At 71.2% G+C, this 14,544-nt stretch carries 11 protein-coding genes; 5 read left to right on the forward strand and 6 right to left on the reverse strand.

What is annotated here, in order from left to right; translation table 11 throughout:
- Positions 1-1,331: 1,331 nt before the first annotated feature.
- The 6 genes from ADX84_RS10790 to ADX84_RS10815 all read right to left on the reverse strand — a co-directional run bounded on the left by ADX84_RS10790 (position 1,332) and on the right by ADX84_RS10815 (position 8,090).
- A complete protein-coding gene (locus ADX84_RS10790) occupies positions 1,332-1,832 on the reverse strand; it encodes a DUF3558 family protein (RefSeq protein ID WP_049571537.1) in 501 nt (166 codons plus the stop codon).
- 93 nt (positions 1,833-1,925) lie between these two features.
- A complete protein-coding gene (locus tag ADX84_RS10795; RefSeq protein ID WP_049571540.1) occupies positions 1,926-2,354 on the reverse strand; it encodes a hypothetical protein in 429 nt (142 codons plus the stop codon).
- A gap of 39 nt (positions 2,355-2,393) precedes the next feature.
- The gene (locus tag ADX84_RS10800; RefSeq protein WP_049571543.1) at positions 2,394-5,396 is read right to left on the reverse strand and encodes an AAA family ATPase; all 3,003 of its coding nucleotides are present in this window, start codon (positions 5,394-5,396) and stop codon (positions 2,394-2,396) included.
- On the reverse strand, positions 5,397-6,554 hold the full coding sequence (locus ADX84_RS10805) for an exonuclease SbcCD subunit D (RefSeq protein WP_049571546.1): 1,158 nt from the start codon (positions 6,552-6,554) through the stop codon (positions 5,397-5,399).
- An 89-nt stretch (positions 6,555-6,643) separates the two neighbouring features.
- Positions 6,644-7,303, reverse strand: coding sequence for an O-methyltransferase (locus tag ADX84_RS10810; protein ID WP_049571549.1), 660 nt, complete (start codon positions 7,301-7,303; stop codon positions 6,644-6,646).
- A gap of 73 nt (positions 7,304-7,376) precedes the next feature.
- Complete coding sequence (locus ADX84_RS10815) at positions 7,377-8,090, reverse strand: metal-dependent hydrolase (protein ID WP_082206387.1); 714 nt, start codon at positions 8,088-8,090, stop codon at positions 7,377-7,379.
- 236 nt (positions 8,091-8,326) lie between these two features.
- Here ADX84_RS10815 and ADX84_RS10820 point away from each other — a divergent pair, with 236 nt between their 5' ends.
- The 5 genes from ADX84_RS10820 to ADX84_RS10840 are packed head-to-tail and all read left to right on the forward strand — an operon-like array spanning position 8,327 to position 14,376.
- Positions 8,327-10,162 carry an ABC transporter substrate-binding protein gene (locus ADX84_RS10820; protein WP_049571552.1) on the forward strand — a complete coding sequence of 612 codons (1,836 nt, stop codon included), beginning with the start codon at positions 8,327-8,329 and terminating at the stop codon, positions 10,160-10,162.
- Positions 10,159-11,229, forward strand: coding sequence for an ABC transporter permease (locus tag ADX84_RS10825; protein ID WP_017546380.1), 1,071 nt, complete (start codon positions 10,159-10,161; stop codon positions 11,227-11,229). The genes ADX84_RS10820 and ADX84_RS10825 overlap by 4 nt, the downstream gene beginning before the upstream one ends.
- Positions 11,226-12,194 carry an ABC transporter permease gene (locus tag ADX84_RS10830; protein ID WP_049571555.1) on the forward strand — a complete coding sequence of 323 codons (969 nt, stop codon included), beginning with the start codon at positions 11,226-11,228 and terminating at the stop codon, positions 12,192-12,194. Before ADX84_RS10825 ends, ADX84_RS10830 begins: the two co-directional genes overlap by 4 nt.
- Complete coding sequence (locus ADX84_RS10835; protein ID WP_049571561.1) at positions 12,191-13,282, forward strand: ABC transporter ATP-binding protein; 1,092 nt, start codon at positions 12,191-12,193, stop codon at positions 13,280-13,282. The genes ADX84_RS10830 and ADX84_RS10835 overlap by 4 nt, the downstream gene beginning before the upstream one ends.
- Complete coding sequence (locus ADX84_RS10840) at positions 13,279-14,376, forward strand: ABC transporter ATP-binding protein (RefSeq protein WP_049571564.1); 1,098 nt, start codon at positions 13,279-13,281, stop codon at positions 14,374-14,376. Before ADX84_RS10835 ends, ADX84_RS10840 begins: the two co-directional genes overlap by 4 nt.
- Positions 14,377-14,544 lie beyond the last annotated feature (168 nt).

A 14,544-nucleotide genomic window follows, 5' to 3' on the forward strand; every position in this document is an offset into this window, starting at 1 on the left:
GCTCGCTCTGGTCAGGGCGGGGTTGGTGGATGGTGCTGTGCCCGCACCGCACTTGGCGGTCGTGCTGTTGAGTGGCACGTCTGGTAGTTCAGGGCCAAGTACGGCGACGGGCCACCCCCCAGGACTACTGATGTGTTCCAGAGATGCGTGTCCCCAGCACTGGTAAAAACCCCCGCCGTTTGAGCGCCGACCGCCGCTCTACAGCCAACCCGCTCCACCGAGCGAAGCGTTTACCTGCACGTTTGTACCCCGCTGTGTCTGAGGGGGTTGGCGCCGCGCGGGTTCAACCAGCGGGGGGGTAAGGCTTCAAACACCCCCCTGGGCTTGAGGGGTCTGCGCACTGTGCACGCTCAACCACCGGTGGCGGAGCTTCAAGCGGGCCCGTGGGGGCGAGGGGTCTGCGCTCCGTGTGGGTTCAAGCATTCGTGGTGTCGGCTTACTCAAGGGTCACCCCGAGGGCCACAAACCCCTGGGGTACAGGGGGTGTGGACGTGCACGTGTGCGCTGCCCTGGGTTGTGCGGGGTGTGAACCTCTGCCACGTGCTGTAGTAACCCGCACCGCACAAACCCCCTTGGGCACAGGGGGTGTGGACGTGCACGTGTGCGCTGCCCTGGGTTGTGCGGGGTTTGAAGCTCTGCCACGTGCTGTAGTAACCCGCACCGCACAAACCCCCTTGGGCACAGGGGGTGTGGACGTGCACGTGTGCGCCGCCTTGAGTTGCGCGGGGTTTGAAGCTCTGCCACGTGCTGTAGTAACCCGCACCGCACAAACCCCCTTGGGCACAGGGGGTGTGGACGTGCACGTGTGCGCCGCCTTGAGTTGCGCGGGGTTTGAGGCTCTGCCGTGCGCTGTAGTAACCCGCACGGCGCCGCCTCCTCAGACACAGCGGGGTACAGACGTGCACCTGTGTGCTTGGTTCAGTGGTGCGGGTTGGCCGTAGGGCGGTGGGCGGCGCTCAGACGGCGGGGGTTTTTACCAGTGCTGGGGACACGTTCTTCTCGAACACGTCGGTTGTCCTGGGGGGTGGCCCGTCGCCGTACTTGGCCCTGAACTACCAGACGTGCCACTCAACAGCACGACCGCCAAGTGCGGTGCGGGCACAGCACCATCCACCAACCCCGCCCTGACCAGAGCGAGCAACCCCAAGGGGTACGCAGTAAGCGGCACCCGACCGCCTTTAGCTAATGGGAAAAACGGGTTGGCCGTAGAACCCTCCCGGAACAGCAACCACAACCCCAGAACACACAGCCAACAGCAACCACAACCCGCAGAGGGGCGAGGGGCGCTCAGCCCCTTGGCCTGGGTCCAGGACGCTCCTGGTCAGGACGAATCAGGGGTGGACGGCGTTGGTAATCGCGGTTCGGGCCACCTCAACTGCCATCTCGCACGCCTCATCCGCGCTGACCTGCACGTAGAAAGAGTGCTCGTTGGAGGTGGCCACGGTGAGATTGCACGAGTCCGGGAACTCCGTGGTCACGCCCGGGTACCCCTCCACGCTGACGAACTCCTGGTCGTCGGCTTCAGAGAAAGCAGCGGCAACGGTGTCCTCGACGGCGTCCTTCTCCTCATGAACCTCCACGCGGAGGTCCACGCTGGCGTCGACCCGGTTCGTGTAGAAGCAGTTGGCGTCGGACTGGGGGCTGCCCTCGCCCTCCTCGTCCAGGATGCCCAGTTCCACGGCGGTGGCGTCGGGGAGCAGATCGCAGGGGTGCGTGTCGGTGGGATCCAGCGCCGCGACCTCGAACTGCCTGATGGAGTCGCGCTCCGCCAGTTCCGCGCTGCCACAACCGCTGACCAGCAGCACGGCCGCCACCGCGACCCGTCCACGCATGCGCCGCTCCGTCCGTTGGGTGCCGGGGCCCTGTGGCCCCGGCACGAAACTACAGAGCGGCGTCGCCCGAGTGGGGGCTGTGGCCGGAAACGGTCAGGCGACGAAGGCAGTCACGCCCGTGACGAGCAGACCCACGCCGAGGCAGATCACCAGCCCGCCGAGCAGCACCGACGCCGAGGGGCGCAGGTCGCCCAGGCCGGTGCGCCCGCTCACCATGGCCTGGCGGCGGGCCAGGGTCGGCAGGAGGGCGACGTTGACCGCGTACATGACGGCGGCCACGAAGCTCGCGGTGACGAAGCCCATCCAGAAACCACCGCCGCCGGACATCACGTTGAACGCGGCCAGCGATGGCAGCATCACCAGGAGCAGCACCGAAGCGGCGCCGAATGCGGTGAGCAGCCGCGGCGAGGAACCGCGCGCGCTCCCTGAGACCACGAGGAGAAGACCGATCAGGGCCGCCACCATGATGGCGCCCCCGATTCCGAACACGGCGATGTTGACCAGCGAATTCACGCTGGTCATTGTCGCACCGCCCGGCCGGGGGACGAACCCGGGGTGGGCTCAGCCGTGGTGCTCCACCTTGGACCCACCGGCCGCCTTCACCACGCGCAGGCGGGTGGTGACGCGTTGGCGGAGGTCCGCGACGTGGCTGACCACGCCCACTGCGCGGCCGCCGTCGCGGAGCCGGTCCAGCACGTCCAGGACCTCCTCCAGGGTGTCCTCGTCCAGGGTCCCGAAACCCTCGTCCACGAAGAGGGTGTCGATCTCCGTCCCGCCCGCCTCGGCGGTGGCCACGTCTCCCAGACCGAGCGCCAGGGCCAGGGAGCTGAAGAAGGTCTCCCCTCCGGAGAGCGTCGCCGGGTCGCGTTCCACCCCCGTCCAGGCGTCCACCACGCGCATTCCCAGACCCCCGGCGGAACGGGCTCTTCCGTCCCCGGCCGCCTTGTCCACCGTGTAGCGCAGCTCGTAGCGGCCGTCCGACATCGTCAGCAGCCGGTGGTTGGCCGCCTCCACCACCTGTTCCAGCCGGGCCGCCAGCACGTAGGCCGAAAGCCGGACGCTGTCGGTGTTGTCCGGCGAGGTCCCCGCCGCCAGGGTGCTCAGGCCCTGGGCCACCGCGTAGCGGCGCAGTACGGGCTCGGAGCCGGACAGCTGCTCGCCGAGTTCCACGCGCAGGGTCGCCAGACGGCGTGCCCGGTCCGAGAGCATGCCCTGCCAGGCCACCGCTCGGTCGGCCTCCCGGTCCGCGGCCTCGGCGGCGGCGCCCAGAGTCGTGAGGTCCGGCGCCAGTGTGCTTTCGGCGGCGGCCAGGTCGGGATCCGAGAGCCGGGCCTCGACCGTGGCCCACTGGTCGTCGAAGTCCCGTGCCCGGGATCTGAGGTCACGGCGTCCGCGCTCGTCCAGGGCGGCCGCCACCACCTCGTCCTCGTGCTCGAAGCGTGCCTCGGTCAGCGAACGCCCGGCCTCGGTGACGGCGGTGCGCAGCTCCTCGGCCGCCCGGTCGCGTAGCTCGACGGCGTCCGCCGCGTCACGGAGCAGTTCGGCCTCGCCGCGCAGCCGGGCGATCCGCTCGTCCAGTCCGGCGTCCTCGCCCCGGGCCCGGTCCAGCAGCGCGGTCAGCCGTTCGTGTTCCCTGGCGCCCTCCTCACGACGGGCGGTCAGTTCGCTCTCCTCGCGTGCCAGCTCGCCCTCGCGCTGGCGGGCCCGTTCCAGCTCGGCCGTCGCCTGGGCCAGTTCCTCCTCCAACCGGTGCACCTCGCGCGCTGCGGCGCGGGCGTCGGCCAGCTCCTGTTTGCGGACGGCCACCTCCTCCGCCGCGCCCTCCACGGTGCGACCCTCGGCGCGCTCGGCGGCGGCCGTGTGCCGTTCCCGCGCCGACACCAGGGTGTTCTCCGCCTCGGTTCGCCGGGCGGCGGCGGTGTCCGCCGCGTGCTGGGCCGCCCGTTCCTCCTCGGCCGACACCAGCCCGAGCCCGCTCGGCGCGGCGGGGGAGGGGTGCTCGGTGGACCCGCACACCGCGCAGGGCGCGCCGTCGGCCAGATCGGCGGCGAGCTCGGCAGCCATGTGGGCGATCCGCCGCTCCCGCAGGTCCTGGGACCGGTCACGGGCGGCCTGGGCGGTGTCGACCGCGCGCCGACGCTCGTCCTCGGCCCGTTCCACCTCGGCACTCAGGCGACGGTGCTCCTCGGCGGCCGATCGGCGCCGTTCGGCCAGGTCGAGCGCGGCCTTCGCGGGGTCGGTCAGCCCGGACTGCTCCTGGGCCCGGCGCAGTTCCTCGGTGACCGTCCCCACCCGGGCGGGCAGCGACGCCACCCGCTCGCTGGCACGGACCGCCTCGGAGCGCAGGGCGGCGAGCCGTCGGTCCAGTCCGGAGAGGTCGCGGTGGAGGGACCGACGGCGCTCAGCGTCCCCGCGCAGGTGGTCCAGCCGGGCGAGTTCGTCCTGGCGGGACCTCTCGGAGGAGCGGAGCACCGAGGGCAGGCCAGCTCTGTCGGCCGGGTCCGCGAACTCTGCGGCGTCGACGTCCGCGACCCCGCTGACCAGGGCCAGGCGTTCGGTGACGGTCAGCTCGGCCTTGTCCAGTTCGGCGCGGCGGTGGTCGCGGGCGCGCAGGGACGGCAGCACCGTGTCGGCCCGCTCCGCGGCGGCCAGGCTGGTGTCGATCCCGGCCCGCCACTCGTGGCGCTCGGCCAACCGGGCGCGGCGTTCCCTGGCTTCGGCCAGCCGCTCGCGCCGGTTCAGCAGTTCGTGTCCGGTGTTCAGCGCCTCACGGGCCCGGTCCCTGGCCTCGGTGAACCCGGCGGTGACCGCCTCCGAGTCCCGGGCGGTGGCGGCCTGCACCGACGCCAGTTCCGTGGCCCACGCGTCGAGCTCCTCGGGGGCCTGAGGGGCCGAAGACCCGCCCACCTCGGCGATCCGTCCGGAGACCGCCCGCACCCGTTCGTCGGCGGCGCGCACCTCGCGCTCCAGCTTCCTGGCGTGACCGCCGAACCACTCCTCCACGTCCCGGAACACCCGGGTGTTGAAGATCCGCTCCAGCGACTTGCGCCGGTCGTCGGACTTGGCCCGCAGGAACCGGGCGAAGTCGCCCTGGGGCAGCATGACGATCTGGCAGAACTGGGTGATGGTGAGCCCGACGAGGTCGCCCACGAACTGTCCGGCCTCGTCCGGTCGGGTCGTCACGCCCTCCCAGCGGTCTCCCCGCCAGTCGAGGACACGCACCTTCTGGTTCTCGGTGACGGTGCCGCTCCCGCGCTTCTTGGGGCGTTCCCATCGCGGGTTCCGCTCGATCCGCACGCGGCGCCCCTGGACCGTGAACTCCAGGGTGACCTCGGGCCGGAGACCCGGGGCGGCGTGGTCGCTCCTGGGGGAGCGGTCCTTGCCGCGGGCCCCGGGCACGTCACCGTAGAGCGCGAAGCAGACCGCGTCCAGGACGGAGGTCTTGCCCGCGCCCGTGGGCCCGTGGATCAGGAACAGCCCGCCCTCGCCGAGTCGGTCGAAGTCGACGGTCTCCGTTCCCGCGAAGGGACCGAAGGCGGTCATGGTGAGGGTGTGCAGCCGCATCTAGCGTGTCCCTTCCTGGACGCGGACCTCTTCGACCGCGCGGTCCACCAGCGCGCGTTCCTCGGGGGTGGCGGCGCTGCCTCTGGCCCACTCGATGAAGTCGGCGACCACCTCGCGCTCGGGTCGGTCGGCCACCGCGACGGTCACCGGTCGCCGCTCCACGGCGCCGTCGTCGGGGTCGAACTCCAGCATCAGGGTGTGCGGGAAGCGTTCGCGCAGCCGGTCCATGGGCTGGGCGGGGCGCCGGGGGTCGGTGAGGGTGACGTGGAGCCAGTGGCCGGTGTGGGGCTCCCAGCGGTCATCCGTGAGCAGGTCGTCGAGGCGCCCCCTGACACGGGTGAGCGGCCGGGGCACCGGGGCGTCGACGAACTCCGCCCCGGCGAACCCGTCGGCGTCCAGGTCCACCACCCAGCAGCCCTTGCGGTGGTGTTCCTCGGAGAAGGAGTAGGCCAGCGGGCTGCCCGGGTAGCGCACCGTGGGCGTGATGGTCTGGCGCCCGTGCAGGTGGCCCAGGGCCACGTAGTCCACGCCGTCGTAGACCGACGCCGGAACGTGTGAGGCCCCGCCCACCGAGATGTCCCGTTCGCTGTCGGAGGGCTCCCCGCCGGTGACGAAGGCGTGGGAGAGCACCACCGAGCGCGTGCCCGGGCGCTGGGCGAGATCCGCCCTGACCAGGCTCATCGCGTGTCCGATCGCCGCCGGGTGGCCGCGCGCGGACAGCTCCCAGTGGTGGCGGGCGATCTCCGGTTCCAGGTACGGGATGCCGTAGAAGGCCACCGGCCCGTGCCGGTCCTCGATCACCACCGGGGTCCCGATCCCGTCCAGGGAGCTGCGCAGGTGCACCCCGGAGGCGTCGATCAGGTCGGTGGCGAAGGACATCCGGGCCATGGAGTCGTGGTTGCCGCTGATCAGCACCGCCCGCGCCCCGGTGTCCCGGATGCGGCCGAGGGCGCCGTCGAACAGGCGCACGGCGTCGACCGGGGGCAGGGCGCGGTCGTAGAGGTCACCGGCGACCACCACCACGTCGATCCGTTCCGAGTGGATGGTGTCGACGAGGTGGTCGAGGAACGCGGCCTGGGCCTCGATGAGGTTCTCCCGGTGGAAGGAGCGACCCAGGTGCCAGTCCGATGTGTGCAGCAGGCGCATGGAACTGGACATTACCCGGGATCGCTCCGTCCCCGCCGGGAGAACCGTGTGGCCTGTGGACAACTCCGGCGGGCCGCGGCGGTGGCTCGGGGCCTGCGGTCTCAGAGCCTGCGAGCCAGCGTCAGGCCGTCTCCGATGGGGAGCAGGACCTGTTCGACGCGGTCGTCCGCGACGAGCCTGTCGTTGAAGTCACGGATGCCCTGGACGTGCGGGGCGGTCTGCTCGGGGTCCACCACCCGCCCGTGGGACAGCGTGTTGTCGGCCAACAGCAGCCCGCCGGGACGTGTGCGGGGGACCAGTTCCTCCCAGTAGTCCACGTAGCCGGTCTTGTCCGCGTCCAGGAAGGCCAGGTCGAACTGGGGTTCCCTCGGCAGGGCGCGCAGGGAGTCCAGGGCCGGGCCGATCCGCAGGGTGATCTTGTGGTCGACCCCGGCCCGTTCCCAGTACCTCCTGGCCACCGAGGTCCACTCCTCGCTGATGTCCAGCGCGAGCAGGGTGCCGTCCTCGGGCAGTCCCCGTGCGAAGCACATGGAGGAGTACCCCGTGAAGGTGCCGATCTCCACCGCGTTCCGGGCCCCCGACAGCTGGGTGAGCAGGGTGGTGAACACGCCCTGTTCCGGGCCGATCTGCATCCCCCGGTACTCGGGGAACAGCGCGGCGGTCTCCTCGGCCAGGTCGGACAGGACGGGGTCCACCGGCTGGCTGTGGGCGACGACGTAGGCGTGCAGTTCCGGGCTGATGCCCTCTGTGGTTCGAGTCACGCCCGCCACCCTAGGAGGCATCGCCCCGCCGGGCCAGCGGCCTCGCCCGCAGCCGGGCCGCTGAGAACACGCCCTAGTGGTCCGGGAGGAGGGTGGGCCAGTCGAAGAGGTACACCGAGCCGATGATGACGCCGATGGTGAGCAGCGGGGTGACCACCTTCTGCTCCACCGGGCCGTTGGTGACGAAGCCCTTGCCCTGACCGACGCGCTTCTTCCAGAACGGCCAGAAGATCGGCACGCCCATCTTGGTGATCATGTCCCCGAAGAAGTGCAGGACGATACCGAAGGCCACCGCCAGACCCAGCCACGTGTAGTTCACGCCCACCGAGTACAGCGTGAGGGTGATCGCCGCCGTTCCCAGCGCGTTGATGATCCCCGAGGCCGTCCGGTTCTTGTCCATGCCGAAACCCAGCCCCTGCATGGCGATTCCGACCAGCAGGAACACGAAGATCTGCACGGCCAGTTCCGACCACAGGGCCAGGGCCTGGACCAGGACGCCCATCAGGACGGCGAAGAAGAACGAGTGGGTGCCCATCCGGTGCCCGCCGAAGGCCCAGTTGAGAATGTCGCTGAGGATCTCGGTGGCCTTGCCGTAGGTCTTGGTCACCGTCGCGCTCTTGTGGTCCACGTCCGGCAACAGGGCCGCGCCAGCGCACACCAGGGAACCGGCGATGATCTCACCGGGTCCCAGTTCGAAGCTGAGTCCAAGGAATTCCGTGCCCTGGACCAGCGGTACGACCGCCATCCAGCCGACCACGCCACTGAGTGCGTGCGAGTGCCCCATCATGGCGGGAACCGTAGCGGAGTCTGCCAATCGCCGCGAATCAGAGACCCGTTTCGGACAGGGAACAAAAGCCACTTCATCCCCAGGAAACACGAACGCCTCCGACACAGGAGTCGAATGTGTTGCGATATCCCGCCTCACCTCGAAGATCGTTGACGCTCCTCGCGGCGAGTTGGTAGACAACCAACAACCCCCAGGTGGCAATGCCACCAACCCCACGAAACCTGACAGGGGCCGTTATGAAAACCCAACATCCTCCCTCCGGCACCCTTCTCCGGCGGACGGCGGCGTCCGGCAGCGCGCTCCTCCTTCTCGGAGGCCTCACGGTGGCCCCGGCGGCCGCCGACGAGGCGAGCGGCAACACCCTCACCGTCGCCATCGCCCAGCAGGTCGACTCCTTCAACCCCTTCACCGCGCAGCTCGCGGTCACCACGAACATCCTCCGGCACGTCTACGACAGCCTCACCACGGTGAACCCGGAGACCGGCGAGCCCGAGCCCTCGCTCGCGGAGAGCTGGGAGACCTCCGACGACGGTCTCACCTGGACGTTCAACCTCCGCGACGACGCCCTCTTCAGCGACGGCGAGCAGCTCACCGCCGACGACGTGGCGTGGACGTTCACCACGATGATGGAGAACGACGCCGCCGCCGTCGCCAACGGCAACTACGTCTCCGGGTTCGAGGAGGTCACGGCCGAGGACGACACGACCGTCGTCATCGAGCTGGACGAGCCGCAGGCCACCATGGAGTCCCTGCGCGTGCCGATCGTCCCCCGGCACGTCTGGGAGCCGATCATCGAGGAGGAGGGCGAGGCCTTCTCCGACTACACCGCCGACGACCTCCCCACGGTCGGCAGCGGTCCCTTCGTCCTCACCGAGCACTCGCGCGGCGAGCACATCCGCCTGCAGGCCAACCCCGACCACTGGCGCGGCGCCCCCGGCTTCGACGAGCTGTACTTCCGCTACTACTCGGAGAAGGACGCCGCCGTCGAGGCCCTGCGCAGCGGCGAGGTCTCCTTCGTCTACGAGCTCACCGACGCCCAGATCACCTCCCTGGAGACGCTGGACAACGTCGCCGTCAACGTCGCCGACGGCAAACGGTTCCAGGCCTTCACCATCAACCCCGGCGCCGTCACCCAGGACGGCGAGGAGTTCGGTGACGGACACCCGGCACTGGAGGACCGCACCCTGCGCCAGGCCATCGTCATGGGCATCGACAACGAGGAGATCGTCCAGCAGGGCGCCAACGGCCAGGCCGTCGCCGCGGGCGGTTACGTCCCGCCTCGCTACACGGACTTCCACTGGGCTCCCGAGGGCGACGAGGCCATCCTCGACTTCGACCCTGACGCCGCCAACGCGATGCTCGACGAGGCCGGGTACGAGAGGGGCGACGACGGCGTGCGGGTCTCGCCCGACGGCGACCGCCTCGAACTGCGCATGCACGTCCACGCCGACCGCCCGGACAACGTCCAGGCCGGGCAGGTCATCGACGAGCGCCTCGCCGACATCGGCATCGAGATCGACAACCAGACCGTCGACCCGGGCATCCTGAGCGACGCCCTCTACGACGCCGAGTACGACCTCATCTTCACCGGGTGGACGGTCAACCCCGACCCCGACTACGTGTTCAGCATCCACACCTGCGACGCGCTGCCCACCGAACCGGGCACCATGCAGGGCGACGCGTACTTCTGTGACGAGGAGTACGACGAGCTCTACGCCGCGCAGCTGGCCGAGTACGACCGCGAGGCCCGCGCCGAGATCATCCACCAGCTCCAGGAGGTCCTGTACCGGGAGGCCGTGGTCAACGTCCTGGCCTACCCGAACATCATGGAGGCCTACCGGACCGACCACATCGCCAGCCTCCAGTTGGAGCCCGCCGAGGGCGGCAACATCTGGGGTCAGGACGGCTACTGGGCCTGGTGGTCGGCCGAGCCCGCGGAGGGCGCGTCCGGCGGCGGCTCCGGGCCGTCCACCGGGGTGCTCATCGCCATCGGTGCCGGCGTGCTGGTGCTGGTGGTCGCGGGTGCCTTCGTCTTCTTCCGACGACGCTCCACCGTGGAGGACCGCGAGTGACGACAACGCCCACCGAGGCGGACGAACCGACCGGGGCGGGGACCACCGACGTCCCCGCCCCGGCGGGCCCCACGGGGTTGGGCCGAGCGGCCCCCGTGGCCACCTACGTGCTCGGCCGCCTGACCACCGCCGTGGTCTCCCTGTTCGCCGTGATCGTCGCCGGGTTCTTTCTTTTCCGGATCCTGCCCGGCGACCCCGTCCGCGCCATGACCGAGGGCCGCGAGGTCTCCGCCGAACAGCGCGAGGAGCTGCGCCGCCAGTTCGGCCTCGACCAGCCGCTCTGGCAGCAGTTCCTCGACTACGCGGCCGGGCTGGTGCGGCTCGACCTCGGGATCTCCTTCCAGTACCGCGAGCCGGTGGTCGACCTCATTCTGGAACGCCTGGGCCCGACGATCCTGCTCGCCGGTACCGGCACGGTCATCGCCGCGCTCCTCGGCCTCTTCCTCGGCGCCCGCGCCGGGTGGCGGCCGGGCGGACGCGGGGACCGGATCAACACGGCGGTGGCGCTGTTCTTCTGGTCGGTGCCCACGTTCTGGCTCGGTCTGCTGCTGATCGTGCTACTCGCCTCGGGACGCGGGTTCATGCCCGGCCTGTTCCCGACCGGTGGCATGGTCTCGCCCAGTGCCACCGGACCGGTGGAGACCGCGCTGAGCACCGCCCGGCACATGGTGCTGCCGGTCCTGACCATGGTCGCGGTGATCTACGCGCAGTACCTCATGATCATGCGCTCGTCGCTGATGGACGAGAAGGGCGCCGACTACCTGGTCACGGCCCGCGCCAAGGGACTGCGCGACGCCCTCGTGCGCCGCAGGCACGCCGTGCCCAACGCGCTCCTGCCCACCGTGACGCTCATCTTCCTGAACCTCGGGCAGGTCGTCTCCGGGGTCATCCTCGTGGAGACGGTCTTCTCCTGGCCCGGACTCGGCCAGCTCTTCTACTCCGGTCTGCGCGTGCCCGACCTCGGCCTCGTCCAGGGGCTGTTCGTGGTGTTCGCGGCCTCGGTGATCCTCATGAACCTGCTGGCCGACCTGGTGTATCCGCTGCTCGACCCGAGGGTGCGCCCATGAACACGCCCACCGGACCCGCCCCGGCCGACCCCGCGGCGCCACCGGATCCCGCGCTCTCCAGCCGCGCCCTGGCCCGCAGACGCCGCCGTGAGGCCCTGGTCGGCTTCGCCCGCGAGTACGCCCGCAACCGGGCAGGGCTCCTCGGCCTGGGCCTGCTGCTCGCCATCGGCCTGCTCGCCGTGACGGCCCCGCTGTTCATCGACCAGACCCACCTGACCATCACCGGCGCCCCTGGTGAGTCCCACGAACCGCCGAGCTGGCAGTTCCCCTTGGGAACCGACAACTTCGGCCGCTCGATTCTGGACCTGGTGATCTGGGGTGCGCGTGTCTCGCTGACGGTCGGACTGCTGGCCACGTTCGTGTCGGTCACCCTCGGCACTCTCGTGGGAGTCACCGCCGGGCACTTCGGCTCCTCCGGCGGCGTCGGCGGCCGAATCGTGTCCACGGTGCTCATGCGGGTCACCGACTGGTTCCTGGTCCTGCCCACCCTGGTCCTGGCGGTGGCGCTGGCCGCCGTCCTGCCGCGCGGCACCGGCACCATCATCATCGCGATCGGCCTCACCGTCTGGCCGCCCACCGCACGCCTGGTGCGCGCCCAGACCCTCGCGGTGGAGGCCCGCCCGTTCGTGGAGCGCGCCCGCGCCCTGGGCGGCGGCCACGCCCACGTGATGGGCTGGCACGTGCTGCCCAACGTCATGCCGGTCGTGCTCGCGCAGACCACGCTGCTGGTGGCCACCTCCATCATCGCGGAGTCCACCCTGGCCTTCCTGGGCATGGGAGACCCCACCACCATCTCCTGGGGCGGCATCCTGGAGGCGGCCCGCACCGCCGGGGCGATCAGCGCCGGGATCTGGTGGTACATCGTCCCGCCCGGCCTGGCCATCGCCGTGGTCGCGCTCTCCTTCACCCTGTGCGGGCGCGCGGTCGAGTCCGTCATCAACCCACGGCTCAAGGGGCAGAGTTGACCAGCCTTCTCGACGTCAGCGACCTGCGCGTCACCTACTCCGGCAGCGCTGGGGACGTCCCCGCCGTCCGTGGCGTCGACCTGTCCCTGGACCCCGGCGACACCCTCGGGGTGGCGGGGGAGTCAGGCAGCGGCAAGTCCACCGTGGCCCTGGCCCTGCTGCGCCTGCTGCCCGCCAGCGCCAAGGTCACCGGAAGCATCCTGCTGGAGGGCGAGGACGTCCTGCAGATGAAGTGGGGCCGCCTGCGCGCCGTGCGCTGGGTGGGCGCCTCGGTGGTGTTCCAGGGCGCCATGCACTCGCTCAACCCGGTGAAGCGGATCGGTGACCAGATCGCCGAGCCGCTGCTCATCCACGAGCTGGTCGGTCCCGCCCGGGTGGAGGCGCGCGTGTCCGAGCTCCTGGAACAGGTGGGGCTGCCCGCCTCGCGTCGGCGCGACTACCCCCACCAGCTTTCCGGGGGCCAGCGCCAGCGGGTGATGATCGCGATGGCGCTGGCGTGCGAGCCGCGCCTGATCATCGCGGACGAGGCCACCACCGCGCTGGACGTGATGATCCAGGCGCAGATCCTGGCCCTGTTGGGGCGGCTGGTGGACGAGACCGGGATCGGCATGCTGATGATCAGCCACGACCTGTCCGTCCTGGCGGCCACCTGCGACCGGGTCGCGGTCATGTACTCCGGGCGGATCGTCGAACACGGCCCCGCGCGGGAGGTCGTGCACGAACCCGCGCACCCCTACGCGAGCGCGCTGAGCGCGGCCTTCCCGAAGATCGGTGACCCGGGCTCGCGCCTGGCGCCCCGGGGGCTGCCCGGAGACCCGCCGGACCCCGCCGACCCGCCCACGGGCTGTGTGTTCCGGCCGCGCTGTGCCGTCGCGGAGACGGTGTGCGCCACCGTGGACCCGCCGCTGTGGCCGGTCCGCCCCGACAGGGACGGCCACTCGGACCGGTACGCCGCGTGCGTGCACGTGGGCACGGGGCCGGGGTCGCTCGGCCACGGAGACGCGGCGAGTGGCTCCGGTGGCATGAGCCGACCGGGCGGCGCGAGTGACAAGAGCGGAACCGCCAACACAGAGGAGACGAGCCGTTGAGCGCCGACACTGACTCACGACAGCCCTCCTCCCGGTCCGGGCCGAAGCAGGAGACCGGGCCCATCCTGCGGGCCGACGACGTGAGGGTGGCCTTCGCCGCCGGGGTCGCCCCGGGCGGCGGCCGGGGTACCGCCCGCGCCGTGGACGGGGTCAACCTGGACGTGGCGGCGGGGGAGATCGTCGCCCTCGTGGGGGAGTCCGGCTGTGGCAAGACCACCCTGGCCCGGGCCCTGCTCGGGCTGGAGCGGCCCACGGGCGGCCGGGTCCTCTTCGAGGGGGCGCCACTGGGCTACCGCTCGCGCGACCTGCGCACCTACCGGCGCCGGGTCCAGCTCGTGCAGCAGGACCCGATGGGGTCGCTCAACCCCCGCCGCACCGTCTACGAGTCAGTCGTGGAGGGGCTGCGCATCCACGAGGGCACCGCCGTGGACGAGACGGAGCGAGTCTCGCGGGCGCTCTCCCAGGCTGGTCTGCGCCCGCCCGAACGGTTCTTCACCCGCTACCCGCACGAGCTCTCCGGCGGACAGCGCCAGCGCGTGGTGATCGCCGGGGCCCTGGTCCTGGACCCGGAGGTGCTGGTGGCCGACGAGCCGGTGGCGTCCCTGGACGCGTCCGTGCGCGGGGAGATCCTGCGGCTGCTGCTGGAGCTGCGCGACGAACTGGGCCTGTCCGCGCTGGTGGCCACCCACGACCTCGGACTGGCGTGGAACATCGCCGACAGGGTCGCCGTGATGTACCTCGGGCGCGTGGTGGAACTGGGCACCGTGGAGGAGGTCCTGTCCGCTCCCGCCCACCCGTACACGCGGGCCCTGCTGTCGGTCCTGCCCGACTCCGGGATGGAGGAGGGCCCCGTGGTGCTCTCCGGCGAGCCGCCGGACCCCAAACAGGTCCCCACCGGCTGCCGGTTCCACCCGCGCTGTCCGGTCCTGGCCTCGGGTGAGGCGGAGCGGGCCGGTGTGGCCGACCTGTGCACCACCGTGGACCCGGAGGTCCTGGGCGGCGGCGCCGAGCGGCGGGTGGCCTGCCACTGGGCGGCCGAGGACGCGACCGGCCGCCTGCGCGCGGACGGTTCGCCCGGACCCGTGCCCGTGTAGGTCGTCCCGGCAGGTGGGCACCACGTGAGCCGCATCCTGGTGGGCTGTGGGCGGCGTGTCCTCGCGGGCGCCGACCGGCCCGTCGATCCCGGACGTCTGCCCTCGTCACCCACAACTGTTCTCCCGTCCGGTTCGGGGCGGAGGAGGGGTCTCCGCGCCGGAACACTC

It is taken from the genome of Nocardiopsis sp. SBT366 (assembly GCF_001083815.1).
Classification (GTDB): domain Bacteria; phylum Actinomycetota; class Actinomycetes; order Streptosporangiales; family Streptosporangiaceae; genus Nocardiopsis; species Nocardiopsis prasina.